At 56.5% G+C, this 14310-nt stretch carries 24 protein-coding genes; 1 reads left to right on the top strand and 23 read right to left on the bottom strand.

What is annotated here, in order from left to right:
* The 12 genes from rpsE to VWY60_RS15320 form a co-directional block, all read right to left on the bottom strand.
* Positions 1 to 567 (bottom strand): 30S ribosomal protein S5, encoded by a 567-nt coding sequence (rpsE, locus tag VWY60_RS15375; RefSeq protein ID WP_340546599.1) that lies wholly within the window; start codon positions 565 to 567, stop codon positions 1 to 3.
* Positions 568 to 738: 171 nt separating this feature from the next.
* On the bottom strand, positions 739 to 1098 hold the full coding sequence (gene rplR / locus VWY60_RS15370) for a 50S ribosomal protein L18 (protein WP_340546598.1): 360 nt from the start codon (positions 1096 to 1098) through the stop codon (positions 739 to 741).
* 11 nt (positions 1099 to 1109) lie between these two features.
* Complete coding sequence (gene rplF / locus VWY60_RS15365) at positions 1110 to 1643, bottom strand: 50S ribosomal protein L6 (protein WP_340546597.1); 534 nt, start codon at positions 1641 to 1643, stop codon at positions 1110 to 1112.
* Between the two features lie 12 nt (positions 1644 to 1655).
* Entirely contained in the window at positions 1656 to 2048 is a 393-nt protein-coding gene (gene rpsH / locus VWY60_RS15360) for a 30S ribosomal protein S8 (RefSeq protein ID WP_014875996.1), read from the bottom strand.
* Positions 2049 to 2061: 13 nt separating this feature from the next.
* A complete protein-coding gene (rpsN, locus tag VWY60_RS15355) occupies positions 2062 to 2367 on the bottom strand; it encodes a 30S ribosomal protein S14 (RefSeq protein ID WP_008561382.1) in 306 nt (101 codons plus the stop codon).
* Positions 2368 to 2385: 18 nt separating this feature from the next.
* Positions 2386 to 2949 carry a 50S ribosomal protein L5 gene (gene rplE, locus VWY60_RS15350; RefSeq protein WP_340546596.1) on the bottom strand — a complete coding sequence of 188 codons (564 nt, stop codon included), beginning with the start codon at positions 2947 to 2949 and terminating at the stop codon, positions 2386 to 2388.
* On the bottom strand, positions 2942 to 3253 hold the full coding sequence (gene rplX, locus VWY60_RS15345; protein WP_014875998.1) for a 50S ribosomal protein L24: 312 nt from the start codon (positions 3251 to 3253) through the stop codon (positions 2942 to 2944). Before rplX ends, rplE begins: the two co-directional genes overlap by 8 nt.
* Positions 3254 to 3255: 2 nt before the next feature.
* Complete coding sequence (rplN, locus tag VWY60_RS15340) at positions 3256 to 3624, bottom strand: 50S ribosomal protein L14 (protein WP_005621870.1); 369 nt, start codon at positions 3622 to 3624, stop codon at positions 3256 to 3258.
* A gap of 100 nt (positions 3625 to 3724) precedes the next feature.
* Positions 3725 to 3955, bottom strand: coding sequence for a 30S ribosomal protein S17 (gene rpsQ, locus VWY60_RS15335; protein ID WP_005621877.1), 231 nt, complete (start codon positions 3953 to 3955; stop codon positions 3725 to 3727).
* A 12-nt stretch (positions 3956 to 3967) separates the two neighbouring features.
* On the bottom strand, positions 3968 to 4168 hold the full coding sequence (gene rpmC / locus VWY60_RS15330; protein WP_014876000.1) for a 50S ribosomal protein L29: 201 nt from the start codon (positions 4166 to 4168) through the stop codon (positions 3968 to 3970).
* A 209-nt stretch (positions 4169 to 4377) separates the two neighbouring features.
* Positions 4378 to 4737, bottom strand: a complete 360-nt coding sequence (locus VWY60_RS15325) for a type II toxin-antitoxin system death-on-curing family toxin (RefSeq protein ID WP_416535605.1) — start codon at positions 4735 to 4737, stop codon at positions 4378 to 4380.
* Between the two features lie 287 nt (positions 4738 to 5024).
* Positions 5025 to 5645 (bottom strand): TIGR02466 family protein, encoded by a 621-nt coding sequence (locus VWY60_RS15320; protein ID WP_416535606.1) that lies wholly within the window; start codon positions 5643 to 5645, stop codon positions 5025 to 5027.
* A 124-nt stretch (positions 5646 to 5769) separates the two neighbouring features.
* Here VWY60_RS15320 and VWY60_RS15315 point away from each other — a divergent pair, with 124 nt between their 5' ends.
* Positions 5770 to 6237 carry a DM13 domain-containing protein gene (locus VWY60_RS15315; protein WP_416541068.1) on the top strand — a complete coding sequence of 156 codons (468 nt, stop codon included), beginning with the start codon at positions 5770 to 5772 and terminating at the stop codon, positions 6235 to 6237.
* A 120-nt stretch (positions 6238 to 6357) separates the two neighbouring features.
* Here the strand turns inward: VWY60_RS15315 and rplP are convergent, their stop codons facing one another.
* From rplP to VWY60_RS15260, 11 genes are all read right to left on the bottom strand, one after another.
* On the bottom strand, positions 6358 to 6771 hold the full coding sequence (rplP, locus tag VWY60_RS15310; protein WP_008559969.1) for a 50S ribosomal protein L16: 414 nt from the start codon (positions 6769 to 6771) through the stop codon (positions 6358 to 6360).
* A gap of 12 nt (positions 6772 to 6783) precedes the next feature.
* Positions 6784 to 7491, bottom strand: a complete 708-nt coding sequence (gene rpsC, locus VWY60_RS15305) for a 30S ribosomal protein S3 (RefSeq protein WP_024095828.1) — start codon at positions 7489 to 7491, stop codon at positions 6784 to 6786.
* A complete protein-coding gene (gene rplV, locus VWY60_RS15300) occupies positions 7491 to 7871 on the bottom strand; it encodes a 50S ribosomal protein L22 (protein ID WP_340546592.1) in 381 nt (126 codons plus the stop codon). The genes rpsC and rplV overlap by 1 nt, the downstream gene beginning before the upstream one ends.
* Positions 7872 to 7874: 3 nt before the next feature.
* Positions 7875 to 8153 (bottom strand): 30S ribosomal protein S19, encoded by a 279-nt coding sequence (gene rpsS / locus VWY60_RS15295; protein ID WP_005980699.1) that lies wholly within the window; start codon positions 8151 to 8153, stop codon positions 7875 to 7877.
* 3 nt (positions 8154 to 8156) lie between these two features.
* A complete protein-coding gene (gene rplB / locus VWY60_RS15290) occupies positions 8157 to 8999 on the bottom strand; it encodes a 50S ribosomal protein L2 (RefSeq protein WP_008561157.1) in 843 nt (280 codons plus the stop codon).
* A 286-nt stretch (positions 9000 to 9285) separates the two neighbouring features.
* Entirely contained in the window at positions 9286 to 10992 is a 1707-nt protein-coding gene (locus tag VWY60_RS15285; protein ID WP_416541067.1) for an ATP-dependent nuclease, read from the bottom strand.
* A 164-nt stretch (positions 10993 to 11156) separates the two neighbouring features.
* Positions 11157 to 11453 (bottom strand): 50S ribosomal protein L23, encoded by a 297-nt coding sequence (locus VWY60_RS15280; protein ID WP_102849743.1) that lies wholly within the window; start codon positions 11451 to 11453, stop codon positions 11157 to 11159.
* Positions 11450 to 12067 (bottom strand): 50S ribosomal protein L4, encoded by a 618-nt coding sequence (gene rplD, locus VWY60_RS15275; RefSeq protein ID WP_340546591.1) that lies wholly within the window; start codon positions 12065 to 12067, stop codon positions 11450 to 11452. The genes VWY60_RS15280 and rplD overlap by 4 nt, the downstream gene beginning before the upstream one ends.
* Positions 12064 to 12777, bottom strand: a complete 714-nt coding sequence (gene rplC, locus VWY60_RS15270; protein ID WP_102870588.1) for a 50S ribosomal protein L3 — start codon at positions 12775 to 12777, stop codon at positions 12064 to 12066. Before rplC ends, rplD begins: the two co-directional genes overlap by 4 nt.
* Positions 12778 to 12794: 17 nt before the next feature.
* Positions 12795 to 13109, bottom strand: coding sequence for a 30S ribosomal protein S10 (gene rpsJ / locus VWY60_RS15265; RefSeq protein ID WP_008563081.1), 315 nt, complete (start codon positions 13107 to 13109; stop codon positions 12795 to 12797).
* 223 nt (positions 13110 to 13332) lie between these two features.
* A complete protein-coding gene (locus VWY60_RS15260) occupies positions 13333 to 13989 on the bottom strand; it encodes a hypothetical protein (protein WP_416541066.1) in 657 nt (218 codons plus the stop codon).
* Between the last annotated feature and the right edge of the window lie 321 nt (positions 13990 to 14310).

Below are 14310 nucleotides of genomic sequence, written 5' to 3'. Positions count from 1 at the left end.
TTACGCTTCTGCTTCAGCAGCAGGGGCTTCATCCCGCTTGGGCAGGATGTCGGCGACTTTTTTGCCACGACGCTGAGCAACCGAACGGGGCGACTGCTCTTTTTTCAGACCGTCGATGGTGGCGCGGATCATGTTGTAGGGGTTCTGCGAACCGATCGACTTCGAAACAACGTCTTTGACGCCGAGCATTTCGAAGACGGCACGCATAGGACCACCTGCGATGATACCGGTACCTTCCGGTGCGGTGCGCATGACAACTTTGCCTGCGCCGTGACGGCCGTGCATGTCGTGATGCAGGGTGCGGCCTTCTTTCAGCTGCACGCGGATCATCTGACGCTTGGCCTGCTCGGTGGCTTTACGAATGGCCTCGGGGACCTCTTTCGCTTTACCTTTACCAAAGCCGACACGGCCTTTCTGATCGCCAACAACCACCAGAGCGGCGAAGCCGAAGCGCTTACCACCTTTTACGGTTTTCGACACCCGGTTGATCGCGACCAGACGGTCGGCGAATTCCGGGGTTTCTTCTTCGCGGCGGCCACGGCCACGGCGATTTTCACGTTCTGCCATGAGGCAATCCTTTTCATTCTGACGACAAGCGCCTGACTTGAACTCAATCCAGGTGGGTTAGGACCGGATCGGCCCGCCCCCGGATCATCGGGATGGCGCGAACGCCACCCACTTTGACTTTGGGTGTGTGCCCCGGACCCGACGACTGCCGGAACCGAGGCGCACAGATCCTTAGATCTTCAGGCCGCCTTCACGCGCAGCGTCGGCCAGAGCCTTCACCTTGCCGTGAAACAGGAAGCCGCCACGATCGAAATAGGCCTCGGTGACGCCAGCCGCCTTGGCGCGCTCGGCGATAACCGAACCCACTTTGGTAGCTGCTTCGACGTTGTTCTTGCCAACGTGACCCAGGTCTTTTTCCAGGGTCGATGCCGAAGCGAGGGTCACACCGCGTACGTCGTCGATCAGCTGAACAGAGATGTTCTTGTTCGAACGGTGTACGGACAGGCGCGGACGGCCTGCGTTGACCTTGCGAAGCTTGTTCCGGACGCGCAGCCGGCGCTTCAGAAACAGGGTACGTTTGCTGTTTGCCATTTTGCTGGTCCTTACTTCTTCTTGCCTTCCTTGCGGAAGATAAACTCGCCTTTGTAGCGAATGCCTTTGCCCTTGTAGGGCTCGGGACGACGCCAGTCGCGGATTTTGGCCGCAACTTCGCCAACGAGTTGTTGATCATTACCTTCGACAACGATTTCGGTCTGCTTCGGTGCGGTGATGGTGACACCTTCCGGGGCAGTGAAATCAACGTCGTGGCTGTAGCCCAGGTTCAGCTTCAGGGTGTTGCCCTGCATCTGAGCCCGGTAACCCACACCCTGGATCTCCAGCTCTTTTTTGAAGCCGGTGGTCACGCCTGCAACCAGGTTCGCGACCATGGTGCGGGACATGCCCCACTGCTGGCGCGCGCGCTTGGATTTGCCGCGGGGATCCACTTTGATGACGTTGTCATCAACAGTCAGGGTGACGTCGTCGGTCGCGGTGAAGCTGCGGGCGCCTTTCGGGCCTTTGACTTCGATGGTCTGGCCGGACACAGAAGCAGTTACGCCGCTGGGAAGTTCGACCGGTTTTTTACCAATACGGGACATCGTGGGGCCTCCTTAGAAGACGGTGCAGAGCACTTCGCCGCCAACGTTGGCTGCGCGTGCGCTTGCGTCCGACATCACACCCTTGGGGGTGGAGACAATCGACACACCCAGGCCCTGACGGACCGACGGGATGTCATTGACGCCCATGTAAACGCGACGACCGGGTTTAGAGACCCGCTTCAGTTCACGAATGACAGGTTCGCCATCGAAGTATTTCAGGCTGATTTCCAGAGCCGGGTGGCCCTTTGCATCAGTCGCAGACTCATAACCGCGGATGTAACCCTCTTGCTTCAGCACATCCAGAACCCATGCACGCAGCTTGGAAGCCGGTGTCATGACAGTGGATTTGCCGCGCATTTGCGAGTTACGGATACGGGTGAGCATATCGCCGATAGGATCGTTCATATCAGTCTCTCCCTTACCAGCTCGATTTCACCATGCCGGGGATCTGGCCATTCGAGCCCAGTTCCCGCAGTGCGATACGGCTGATCTTCAGCTTACGGTAGTAAGCGTGAGGACGGCCGGTCAGCTGGCAGCGGTTGTGCAGACGGGTTGCCGACGAGTTACGCGGCAGTTTCGCCAGGTCGAGGCGCGCCTTGAAGCGCTCTTCCATCGGGCGAGATTCGTCGTTTGCGATTTCTTTCAGCTCGGCACGCTTTGCGGCGTATTTTGCCACCAGGCGTTCGCGCTTCTTCTCGCGTTCGATCATGCTTTTCTTAGCCATGTCTCTTCCTTCCCGCGCTTAGCTATTGAAGGGCATGTTGAAAGCTTTCAACAGCGCCTTTGCTTCCGCGTCGGTATTCGCGGTGGTGGCAATCACGATGTCCATACCCCAAGCTTCGTCGATCTTGTCGAAGTCGATCTCGGGGAAGACCATGTGCTCTTTCAGACCCATGGCATAGTTGCCACGGCCGTCAAAAGACGTGCCCGACACGCCGCGGAAGTCGCGGATACGGGGCATCGCGATGGTGGTCAGACGGTCGAGGAATTCGTACATCCGGTCGCCGCGCAGAGTCACCTTTGCGCCCATCGGCATGCCTTCGCGAACGCGGAAGCCGGCGATGGAGTTCTTTGCCACTGTGGTCAATGCCTTCTGGCCCGCGATTGCGGTCAGATCAGCCTGAGCAGACTTGGCTTTCTTGCTGTCTTTAACGGCAGCACGGCCGCAGCCGATGTTCAGAACGATTTTGTCCAGCTTGGGGATCATCATGTCGTTCTTGTAGCCGAACTCTTCTTTCAGGGCGCCACGGATGGTTTCCTTGTAGAGAGCTTTCAGACGCGGGGTATAGGTTGCGTTATCAAGCATCAATCACGTCCCCCGTGGTTTTGGCGAAGCGCACTTTCTTGTCACCTTCCATACGGAAGCCAACGCGGGTTGCTTTGCCGTTTGCGTCCAGCAGGGCCAGGTTCGACAGCTGGATGGGCAGTGCCTTGGGCAGACGGCCACCCTGGTCAGACTGGGTCTGACGTGTGTGGCGGATTGCCATGTTCACACCGTCAACGATGGCTTTGCCGGCTTTGGGGTCAACGGAGGCGATGGTGCCTTCTTTGCCCTTGTCCTTGCCGGCCAGCACGACGACCTTGTCGCCTTTGCGGAGTTTCGCAGCCATGATTACAGCACCTCCGGAGCGAGCGAGATGATCTTCATGAAGTTTTTCGCGCGCAGCTCACGAACAACCGGGCCAAAGATACGGGTACCTACGGGCTCGTTGTTGTTGTTCAGGATGACAGCTGCATTGCGGTCAAAACGGATTGCGGTACCGTCTTCACGACGGACCTCTTTGGCGGTGCGTACGACGACGGCCTTGCGGACGTCCCCTTTTTTCACGCGGCCGCGCGGGATGGCTTCCTTGACCGAGACGACAATGATGTCGCCAACGGATGCGTACTTACGCTTGGAACCACCCAGAACCTTGATGCACTGAACTCGGCGAGCGCCGGAGTTGTCAGCAACATCCAGGTTTGTTTGCATCTGGATCATGTGGTTTCTCCCGACCTTTGGGGCGCCGATGCGTGGCGTAATCCCCCAGGGTTTCGACTAACTGTTAAGTCTAGTCGCCAGGAGTCTCGAGATGAGACTCTTAGGCTTCCAGAACTTCCCAGCGTTTCGTTTTCGATTTCGGCGCGCACTCGATGATGCGTACGGAATCGCCGACCTTGAAAGCGTTCTTTTCATCGTGAGCCCGGTACTTCTTGGACTTACGGATGGTTTTCTTCAGAACCGGATGCGTAAAGCGGCGCTCAACGGAAACGGTGACGGTCTGTGCGTTAGCGTCGGAGGTCACAACGCCTTGCAGGATACGTTTGGGCATTCGAGAAGCTCCTTATTCAGCTGCAGCAGCAGCTTTTTCGTTCAGGATGGTTTTGACGCGTGCAGCATTGCGGCGGGCCGCCTTGATGCCTGCGGTCGATTCCAGCTGACCGGTTGCCTGCTGAAAACGCAGGTTGAAGCTCTCTTTTTTCAGGGATGCGAGGGTATCGCGGAGTTCATCCACGGTTTTCTCGCGCAGATCATTGGCGTTCATCGCCTTTGTTCCTTGTCCTAAGCACCAGAAGGCCCCGAGATGGGTCACCTTTGAACCTGGTGGGTTATGTCACACCGCGCCGAAAGACGCGGCAAAAAGAATCACCAGCCCCGGATCCACGCGGGACAGGGGTCAGGCGATGGGTCCCTATAGAGGAGATAGAGGGTGGGGGCAAGGGAAAGGTTGGAGGGCTTTAGCCGCCATCGCTCCTACGCAGGCTGCAAGTGGTCTTTGAACCACTTGCAGAGGTCACCAAATGAAAGCGAGCCGTCTGCGATACCGACAACCAAATCATCTACCCGCGCGTCGTCCGGTATGGCCAGGAAATACCCGCTCCGCTCAATCAAAATTTCAGTCACAAGCCACGCCGTTCGCTTGTTGCCATCGATAAAGCCGTGATTTCCGACCAAGCTTTCGAGCAGCGCGGCCGCTTTGCGGTAAATTGGACGATGGTATCCAGAGTATGGCCGCCCTATGGCAGATTCGATCAGATCAAGGCTACTTATTCCCGATCGACCACCATATGTCAGCGCCTCGTCGTGCGCAGTGATAGCATCCGCCAGCGTCACGACATAATGACGCCTACCGATTGACCAGCCTCTTCATCGCGTCCTTACGTTTCGATGAAGCCTCCTTGACCACAGCCAACGTTTTCTCCGTCGCCTTACTGGTACCCTTAGCCGTGCGAACCTCGACGAAGCGCCCTGTATTCGCGCTTCGAGCAATCTTCCCACCTTTTACAGTTTCAGAGTTAGTAGATTTCGCCATATCCAAACACTCTCACAAAACCGCGCCTCACCGCAAGTTCGAGAACCATCATAGCTCTGCTAGCAGAGACCGAAATCTCTGCGGAGCCTCACTCCCAGCGGTAGTTAAAGCTCACCGAAACGCGCTCGTCTTCGGCCATGTTCATCGGCACCTCGTGGCGGATGAAGCTTTCCCACAGCAGCACATCCCCGACGGCGGGCGACTGGTAGACAAATGTCTTCAGCTCCTGGCGGCAGTCCTTCATGCGCGGGGGATGCGCCATCATCATGGCGTGGCGCGGGTCCTCCAGCTTCAGCGCGCTCGCGCCTTCGGGCATCGACACATAGGTCGTGCCGGAGATCACCGAATGAGGGTGGATGTGGCTGGCGTGGGTGCCGCCCTCGGGCAGGATGTTGATCCAGAGATCCTCCAGAACCAACGCACGCCCGTCCAGATCCAGCTCCAGATCCTTGGCAAAGGCCGCGACATGAAGATCAAGCGACTTCACCAGATCGGCAAAAATCGGGAAGCGCCACGGCAGATCGGTCAGCGAGGCATAGGAGGTATAGCCGGGATAGCCGTTCTCCTCGCACCAATCCTGACCGGCTTCATCATCCTGAGCGATCACGAAGCAGGAGTTTTCAAGTTCACCGGCATCAACCTTTGGTCCGTGTTCGGACAGGGCTGCGCGGTAGAGACGGGTTACAAAGAGGGAATCTATCTGTGCCATATCTGTCCTTTAGCGCAACATCAGGGTGAGTACGAGATGCTTTGCCGGACAAGATAGGTCTGCCCCCTTCCCTTATCACCGCGCCCGCCCATAAGCTGGCCTCACCCAGGATGAGGAGCGGAACATGCGCTGGATATTGAGACTGCTGAGCCATGGGATCGCGCTGGCGTTCGGATTTGCGTTGGGTATCTATATGTTGCCAATCCTGACCGCGCCGCAGAGCCCGGATGCCGCAACCCTGAGCGAAAGCGCCAAGGGAGCACGCTTTACCGGCAGTTTCAGCCGCGATCTGGCCGGCAGCGATTTCCTGCATTGGGGCACCGGCAGCATCAGCCTGTCGCCGCAGCAGATCACCCATATGGGCGAGCTGTCACCGGGACCGGACTACAAACTCTACCTGACGCCAGAGTTTGTTGACGATGAGGCCGGGTTCGAGGCGATTAAGGCCGCGTCGGCGCGGATTGGCGATGTGAAGATGTTCGACGGGCTGATCCTGCCCATCCCCGAAGGGATCAACATCGAGGATTACACCACCGTGGTGATCTGGTGTGAGGCCTTCGGAGAGTTCATCACCGCCGCAAAATATCGCTAGCCTGACCGCCCGCCGCCGGGGCGGACAAATCATTCTACGCCGAAGGCACATAAGAAAACCCCCACCGATTGCTCGGCGGGGGCTTTTTGTTTTTCATCGGATGCGCAAGAGCGCCGCAGCTTACCAGTCTTCGCGAACCACGACGCGGGTCTTGACCGGCAGCTTCATCGCGGCCAGGCGCAGGGCCTCGCGTGCGATGTCGTCATTGACGCCGTCGATCTCGAACATCACGCGACCGGGCTTCACTTTGCATGCCCAGTAATCCACGGAGCCCTTACCTTTACCCATACGAACTTCGACGGGCTTGGAGGTTACCGGGGTATCCGGGAAGATGCGGATCCAGACACGACCCTGACGCTTCATGTGGCGGGTCATGGCACGACGAGCAGCCTCAATCTGACGCGCGGTAACACGCTCAGGAGTGGTTGCCTTCAGGCCATAGGTGCCGAAGTTCAGGTCCGAACCGCCTTTTGCTTCGCCGGAAATCCGGCCTTTGTGCATTTTGCGGAATTTAGTACGCTTTGGTTGAAGCATGTCATCTCCTCCTTAGCGACGACCGCCTGCACCGCGAGGTGCCGGACCGTCCTGGAGTTCCTGTGCTTTACGGTCACGCGCCTGAGGATCGTGTTCCATGATCTCGCCTTTGAAGATCCAGACTTTGATCCCGATGATCCCGTAAGGGGTCATGGCTTCGGAGTGAGCGTAATCGATGTCGGCGCGCAGCGTGTGCAGCGGCACACGACCTTCACGGTACCATTCGGTCCGTGCGATTTCAGCACCACCCAGACGACCTGCAACGTTCACCCGGATACCCAGGGCGCCCATACGCATGGCGTTCTGCACGGCACGCTTCATCGCGCGACGGAAGGACACACGACGTTCCAGCTGCTGAGCGATGGACTCGCCAACCAGCTGTGCGTCGAGCTCGGGCTTGCGGACTTCAACGATGTTGAGGTGCAGTTCCGAGTCTGTCATCGAGGCGAGCTTCTTGCGCAGCACTTCGATGTCAGCACCTTTTTTACCGATGATCACGCCCGGACGTGCGGTGTGAATGGTCACACGGCACTTCTTGTGGGGGCGTTCGATGATCACGCGGGCGATGCCTGCCTGCTTGCACTCTTCCTTGATGAAATCACGGATGCGCAGGTCTTCCAGCAGCAGATCACCATAGTCTTTGGTGTCGGCGTACCAACGGCTGTCCCAGGTGCGGTTGACCTGAAGGCGCATGCCGACCGGATTGACTTTATGTCCCATTAGGCTTGCTCCTCAACTTGACGCACCTTGATGGTGATCTCCGAAAACGGCTTGAGGATTTTGCCAAACCGGCCACGGGCACGAGGACGGCCGCGTTTCATGGTCAGGTTCTTACCCACATAAGCCTCGGCAACGATCAGTTCATCGACGTCCAGGTTATGGTTGTTCTCGGCGTTCGCGATGGCGGACTGAAGGCATTTCTTCACGTCCTGTGCGACCCGCTTGTTGGAGAAAGTCAGGTCGGTCAGAGCCTTCTCAACTTTCTTGCCACGGATCATAGCGGCGACGAGGTTCAGTTTCTGCGGGGAGGTACGGAGCATGCGCAGTTTTGCCATTGCTTCGTTGTCTGCCACGCGGCGGGGATTTTTTGCCTTGCCCATGACTTACTTCCGCTTCGCTTTTTTGTCCGCAGCATGACCGTAGTAGGTCCGTGTCGGCGAATATTCACCGAACTTCTGACCGATCATGTCTTCCGAGACGTTGACGGGGATGTGCTTCTGACCGTTGTAAACGCCAAACGTCAGGCCCACGAACTGGGGCAGGATCGTCGAGCGGCGCGACCAGATCTTGATGACTTCGTTGCGGCCCGACTCGCGCGCTGCTTCGGCTTTTTTCAGCACGTAAGCATCGACAAAGGGGCCTTTCCATACAGAGCGAGACATAGATTAACGTCCCTTCTTCTTGGCGTGGCGCGAGCGGATGATAAGCTTTTGCGACGCTTTGTTTTTGTTGCGGGTACGCTTGCCTTTGGTCGGCTTACCCCAGGGTGTCACGGGGTGACGGCCACCGGAGGTACGACCTTCACCACCACCGTGCGGGTGGTCGATCGGGTTCATAACCACACCACGCACAGAAGGACGCTTGCCCTTGTGGCGCATACGGCCGGCTTTACCAAAGTTCTGGTTCGAGTTGTCGGGGTTGCTGACGGCACCAACGGTGGCCATGCATTCCTGACGAACCAGGCGCAGTTCGCCCGAGGACAGGCGGATCTGAGCGTAGCCACCATCACGACCAACGAACTGAGCGTAAGTACCGGCTGCACGGGCGATCTGGCCGCCTTTGCCGGGCTTCATTTCGATGTTGTGAACGATGGTACCGATCGGCATGCCCGAGAACGGCATTGCGTTGCCCGGCTTGATGTCGGCCTTCGCGGATGCGATCACCTTGTCACCAACTGCCAGACGCTGCGGAGCGAGGATATAGGCCTGCTCGCCGTCTTCGTATTTGATCAGCGCGATGAATGCGGTCCGGTTCGGGTCATATTCGATCCGTTCAACGGTTGCCGCGACATCAAATTTGTTCCGTTTGAAGTCAACGATCCGGTAGAGACGCTTTGCGCCGCCGCCACGACGACGTGAAGTGATCCGTCCGGTGTTGTTCCGGCCGCCCGATTTGGTCAGACCCTCAGTGAGAGATTTGACCGGACGCCCTTTCCAAAGCTCCGAACGGTCGATCAGAACCAGCCCACGCTGGCCCGGCGTCGTCGGCTTATACGACTTGAGTGCCATGCTTTCTGTCTTCCGTTTAGCGTGCAGACCCTTAGGTTTTTGTCCTTGGGCCCGCTATGTGTAAGCCCCCCGCCCGGTTGTCCCACAATGAGACGCCCTACTAGGGTGGCCAGATTATAGGGCCCCGAAGGTCCCCAGGTTCGAACATCCTGACAAACGTAATAACCCCGGAGCGAATCCGGGGTCGTCAGGATTGGTGCGGCTTAGCAGAGGTTGAGGGAGGTGGCAATGGCTCAGATTCATCCAATAGATTTCGCGACCAACCGCACCGGTATCGTTCGACCTGTTACACTTCATCAAGCGAGTTCTGCAACAAGTCTAGAAGGCCATCAGCTACGAGACTGTCAGGGGATGATTGGCAAATCTTGTTCCTGTTACCGATTTTTGTTCCCAATCCATAGTTAGGCAAAACGGACGCGCATGCTTTTTGGACCGCCGCAAGAAAATTCTTTCCCTTTATGGTTTGTTGGCAAAACCCGCCCAACGCGGCCCAGCGAGCAATCGGGTTTCGTCCCTCAACATTGGGCAACTTGGATACAGCAGCCTGATAAGCAGCTGAGAATTCTGTCATTACTGTCTCTTCAGAAAAGGTCTCGAACGCAGTCCTGATGATTTCCTGCGCGATCGTCTCACTAACCTCCAGAGTTCGCGCAATATGTTCCGGCGAAAGAAACTGACTTTCGATATCAGAGCCCGTAGGCACCCAATATCTCACATCACAATCATCGTATGATTTGAGCCCTGCCCAAGCTTCGACATCTTCGTCACTCATAAAGTCTCTGTCTCGGTGCACAACTACGCGTACATCCATTCTTTTCGCTATGCTTCGCGCCTTTGGGCCGTTGGGAAGTGCGTCCTTTCCAAAAGTTGGCCAGATAAGACACCGGTTTTGTAGGTTCGGCCTTGCCGTTAAAATCCCCTCCAAATATTTGGTGTTCCCATCCTCCGAAAAGATGATCAGTTCCTTATCTAATGCACTCCATCCCATCTTTTCGCGGACCAAATCGCCTTGGGCTTTTACCTTTCCATCCAAAATCCAGTGGACTCGCGTGTCACTTGGCAACGATCGCACCAAGCTTGGCGAATGTGTTGAGACAATGATTTGGGTGCTAGGAAAGCTATGGGTCGCCTCTGAGAGCGCTCTTGAAAGTGCTTGCTGTCTGGTTGGATGCAAATGTGCATCCGGTTCATCTACGAGTAATATCTTCGGCTTGAAATAAAGAAGGTAGGCAAAGATCTGTACAACCTGCAGAAAGCCGGTGCCGGCCATTTCTATCGATTTCCATGCCACTCGGTCACTTTGCCCAGAAACCTTCATGTCGGGCGTCATGAAGCGGACGTCAATATTTCGATCCCTAAGCCGATCGAATTTGATCCAAAAGCGTACGCCGGGAAGAACCTTGCCCACCCAATGTGAGAGGTCGGTCAGTTCTCGGTATTCTGTGCCTGTACCCTCTGCGCCTCCGGAGAGCTGGAGTAAGACCTGGCGAAGCGCCGAACCACCCTCTCCAGAAGAGGCCCGTCTGTGCAATACAGGAGTTGCTAAGATGGTTTCCTCTTCAGATAGCCCCGATAACCCCGGAATGAATGCTGTCGAAGGACTGCTATCATTTGTCAGTTCTGTAGTGAGCGGACCGTTGATCTCAACCTTAACACCTGCATCGTTGCGCGCGGCACTGACCGAGATCGTGGTTGGCTGAAAGTCTTCATCAATAAGTGTGACTGTGGTTTTGCGTCCGCCCGAAGCGTTCTGGAGCTTTAGCTTGTGCCCAAGGTCAAGAAAGTCCTTGCTGGGAACATAGTCCATTTGCTCCAACGTAACTTTCTTGGCAGTATCGGCAAGAGTTGCACATCGGATAGCCCAATGAAGGGCTTTCAAGACGGATGACTTGCCGGCTCCATTCTCCCCGACCAATACTGTCATTGGCGACAGCTGCAAACGTATCTGGTCACTGATCCTTAGGAAGTTTTGAATTCGTACTTCAGTAATCAATTATGCTCATCCTTCGCGCCCCCTCCCAGATCAGTCCACGTGGACTACCCACAACTCAATCCTGAATTGATTTCGCAAAATAGCGCAGTCGTCAATCACTTACAGGCAACGAAAAAGGCCCCCGCTTTCGCGAGGGCCTCTCAATCTTGTCAAAAAGGCAGATCTCAGAGTCCGGTGGACACGTCGATGGTGTTGCCTTCTTCCAGGGTTACATAGGCTTTTTTCACGTCTTTACGCTTGCCCAGCTGGCCGCGGAAACGCTTGACCTTACCCTTGGTGATGGTGGTGTTGACCGCTTTGACCTTCACACCAAAGAGCGCCTCAACGGCTTCTTTGATCTGGGGTTTGTTGGAGTCGATCGCCACTTCAAAGACCACCGCACCGGTTTCGGATGCCATGGTTGCTTTTTCGGTGATGATCGGCTTGCGGATCACGTCGTAGTGTTCTGCCTTCGCGCTCATTTCAGGCGAGCCTCCAGTGCTTCGACACCTGCTTTGGTGAGCACCAGGGTGTCACGCTTCAGGATGTCATAGACGTTTGCGCCCATTGTCGGCAGGATATCCAGACCTTCGATGTTGCGCGCGGCGCGGGCGAAGCCCTCGTTCACGGATGCACCATCGATGACCAGCGCGCGCTTCCAGCCCAGGTCCTTGACCTGTTTGGCCAGAGCGGCGGTCTTGCCTTCGGAATCGGCGTTTTCGATAACGACCAGTTCACCCGCTTTTGCCTTGGCGGACAGCGCGTGGCGCAGACCCAGCTTGCGGAATTTCTTGGTCAGCTCGTGGCCGTGCGAACGCGGGGTCGGACCCTTGTAGACACCACCCTTGCGGAAGATCGGCGCATTACGGTCACCGTGGCGTGCGCCGCCGGTGCCCTTCTGGCGATAGATCTTCTTGGTCGAGTAGGAGGTCTCGGACCGCGTCTTGACCTTGTGGGTACCGGCCTGCGCGTTGTTACGCTGCCAGCGCACCACACGGTGCAGGATGTCGGTGCGCGGCTCCAGGCCGAACAGCTCTGCATCCAGCTCGATGTCGCCGGCTTTGCCGCCGTCCAGTTTGATCACATCAAGTTTCATGCTTCACCACCTTCCGCGGAGACTTCTTCCGCTGCAGCCGACTTCAGAGCTGCCGGGAAAGGCAGACCTTCGGGGGCTTTCTTTTTCACGGCGTCTTTGACGGTGACCCAGCCACCTTTGGAGCCGGGAACGGCGCCTTTGATCATGATCAGGCCACGATCGGCGTCGGTCTTGACGACTTCAAGGTTCTGAGTGGTCACGCGGGCAGCACCCATGTGGCCGGCCATTTTCTTGCCTTTGAAAACCTTGCCGGGATCCTGACACTGACCGGTCGAACCGTGGGAACGGTGGGAGATCGACACACCGTGCGAGGCGCGCAGACCACCGAAGTTCCAGCGCTTCATCGCACCGGCAAAACCTTTACCGATGGAGGTGCCGGTCACGTCTACCTTCTGACCTTCCAGGAAGTGCTCGGCGGAGATTTCCGCGCCCACTTCGATCAGGGCGTCCGCAGGCACGCGGAACTCAACCAGCTTGCGCTTGGGCTCAACCTTCGCTGCTGCGAAGTGGCCGCGCATTGCTTTGGAGACGCGCTTGACCTTGGCCGAACCTGCGCCGAGCTGAACGGCGGTGTAGCCGTCTTTTTCCTCGGTGCGCTGTGCGGTCACTTGCAGGCCGTCCAGCTGAAGAACGGTCACAGGAACCTGCTTGCCGTCTTCGAGGAACAGCCGGGTCATGCCGACTTTCTTTGCGATAATACCAGAGCGCATATGTTTACCCTCCGATCTTAGGATTGCAGCTTGATTTCGACGTCCACACCAGCGGCGAGGTCGAGCTTCATCAGCGCGTCCACGGTCTGGGGGGTCGGATCAACGATGTCCAGGAGCCGCTTGTGGGTGCGGATCTCGAACTGGTCACGAGATTTCTTGTCAACGTGCGGGCCACGCAGAACGGTGAATTTCTCAATCTTGTTCGGCAGGGGGATCGGGCCGCGCACCTGCGCGCCGGTCCGCTTGGCAGTGTTCACGATTTCCTGCGTGCTGGCGTCCAGTACGCGGAAGTCGAATGCCTTCAGCCGGATACGGATATTTTGGCTTTGCATAGTCATGCCTTTTTTTCAGGCGTTGGGGTTGAGAGGAGGGCAAGCGACCACCGCGCACCCTCATCGAACCCAAAAGGCGGGAATCACCCCGCCTTTGCCCCGCAGTGCGGGATGGCGCCGTATACGCCTGATAGCCGTGTGTGGCAAGGGGGTTTGGCTGGGGATGGTTGGGTTTGCAGAACGTGGTGGGTTTGGGGTTTGTTAAGTCGAGATGAAAGAGCAACTACTTTGCCCAAAGTGAAAAATTATGTTCCCAAAATTTTCTTGCATCATGGGCCGCATGCACTTCATGGTGAATGATCAAGGAGCGCGCTTCCTCGAAGGATAGACTACGCGTAGTGAGATATGCCGAACACATTTTCTCCAAGAGACTTACAACAGCTTCAGCCAGCTCCACGACGTCAGACACCTTTGTGTTGGTTTCCATTTCTCTAAAAATGGTCTCCAAATCTGAATGCGCTACCGCCTTTTTACGAAGACATACAATTTCATCGAGTCTTTCTCTGTTGTGTCGGTCAAAATCCTTAAACTCGATTTTGAGACTAGCAATCCCATTGGATACGTCACTACTGCACAATTTGTAGAGGTCATTCTTAATCCCGCGTAGACCATAGCCACTCTTGTCATGAATCGCACGGCATGAGAATAGCACCAATTCGCGCCACGTCGTATAGAGTCGACCGTAAGCTACTCTCGCAACTGGATTATTGTGTGGGTCTGAAAGTGTGCCGCCAGACTTCTCTTTCTCTTCCAGATAACCGGTTTGAACCTCTACATAGCACCGAACATATGCAGCAGCTTTTCTTGCTGCGCTTGCCTCTTCCACCCAAAACGGGAGGCCTGGCAATATGTCCTCAGATGAATGTTCGCTTTTTTGCACCGTTCAATCACCTAGTTTGAAAAATCATCTACTTACTGCACATAAGCATGGCGTGGACAGTGTTTCCATGCCTGGAGTACAGGCGCGATCAGCATCGCACCCGGAGCTATCGCTCCCTTCGCCCTCAAAATCTCCACTGGAGCTTTTGCAAGACGGCCTTCGGCCCCTGGCCGGTCCCTGCCCTGTTCAAATGTCATCGCATAGAAAAAGGCCGCCCCGGTTGGAGCGGCCTTTCTATTTTCTCACCTGAGTGGCTCTCGGTGATTTCCCTGCGGAAAACCACCTGTCACCGCAGGCCAGAGTTTCCGGTGGGAACTCGAC

Origin of the sequence: Phaeobacter sp. JH20_26 (genome assembly GCF_048056275.1) — a bacterium.
In the GTDB taxonomy this organism is placed as follows: Bacteria; Pseudomonadota; Alphaproteobacteria; order Rhodobacterales; family Rhodobacteraceae; genus Phaeobacter; species Phaeobacter bryozoorum.
This window is presented reverse-complemented; position numbering and strand designations above follow the sequence as displayed.

Bases quoted from the DNA above. Each gene is read 5' to 3' on its own strand.
- rpsE (WP_340546599.1), bottom strand. From the start codon at position 567: ATGGCAGAACGTGAAAATCGCCGTGGCCGTGGCCGCCGCGAAGAAGAA.
- rplR (WP_340546598.1), bottom strand. From the start codon at position 1,098: ATGGCAAACAGCAAACGTACCCTGTTTCTGAAGCGCCGGCTGCGCGTC.
- rplF (WP_340546597.1), bottom strand. From the start codon at position 1,643: ATGTCCCGTATTGGTAAAAAACCGGTCGAACTTCCCAGCGGCGTAACT.
- rpsH (WP_014875996.1), bottom strand. From the start codon at position 2,048: ATGAACGATCCTATCGGCGATATGCTCACCCGTATCCGTAACTCGCAA.
- rpsN (WP_008561382.1), bottom strand. From the start codon at position 2,367: ATGGCTAAGAAAAGCATGATCGAACGCGAGAAGAAGCGCGAACGCCTG.
- rplE (WP_340546596.1), bottom strand. From the start codon at position 2,949: ATGCTTGATAACGCAACCTATACCCCGCGTCTGAAAGCTCTCTACAAG.
- rplX (WP_014875998.1), bottom strand. From the start codon at position 3,253: ATGGCTGCGAAACTCCGCAAAGGCGACAAGGTCGTCGTGCTGGCCGGC.
- rplN (WP_005621870.1), bottom strand. From the start codon at position 3,624: ATGATCCAGATGCAAACAAACCTGGATGTTGCTGACAACTCCGGCGCT.
- rpsQ (WP_005621877.1), bottom strand. From the start codon at position 3,955: ATGCCCAAACGTATCCTGCAAGGCGTTGTGACCTCCGACGCTAACGCA.
- rpmC (WP_014876000.1), bottom strand. From the start codon at position 4,168: ATGAACGCCAATGATCTGCGCGAGAAAACCGTGGATGAACTCCGCGAT.
- VWY60_RS15320 (WP_416535606.1), bottom strand. From the start codon at position 5,645: ATGGCACAGATAGATTCCCTCTTTGTAACCCGTCTCTACCGCGCAGCC.
- VWY60_RS15315 (WP_416541068.1), top strand. From the start codon at position 5,770: ATGCGCTGGATATTGAGACTGCTGAGCCATGGGATCGCGCTGGCGTTC.
- rplP (WP_008559969.1), bottom strand. From the start codon at position 6,771: ATGCTTCAACCAAAGCGTACTAAATTCCGCAAAATGCACAAAGGCCGG.
- rpsC (WP_024095828.1), bottom strand. From the start codon at position 7,491: ATGGGACATAAAGTCAATCCGGTCGGCATGCGCCTTCAGGTCAACCGC.
- rplV (WP_340546592.1), bottom strand. From the start codon at position 7,871: ATGGGCAAGGCAAAAAATCCCCGCCGCGTGGCAGACAACGAAGCAATG.
- rpsS (WP_005980699.1), bottom strand. From the start codon at position 8,153: ATGTCTCGCTCTGTATGGAAAGGCCCCTTTGTCGATGCTTACGTGCTG.
- rplB (WP_008561157.1), bottom strand. From the start codon at position 8,999: ATGGCACTCAAGTCGTATAAGCCGACGACGCCGGGCCAGCGTGGGCTG.
- VWY60_RS15280 (WP_102849743.1), bottom strand. From the start codon at position 11,453: ATGAGCGCGAAGGCAGAACACTACGACGTGATCCGCAAGCCGATCATC.
- rplD (WP_340546591.1), bottom strand. From the start codon at position 12,067: ATGAAACTTGATGTGATCAAACTGGACGGCGGCAAAGCCGGCGACATC.
- rplC (WP_102870588.1), bottom strand. From the start codon at position 12,777: ATGCGCTCTGGTATTATCGCAAAGAAAGTCGGCATGACCCGGCTGTTC.
- rpsJ (WP_008563081.1), bottom strand. From the start codon at position 13,109: ATGCAAAGCCAAAATATCCGTATCCGGCTGAAGGCATTCGACTTCCGC.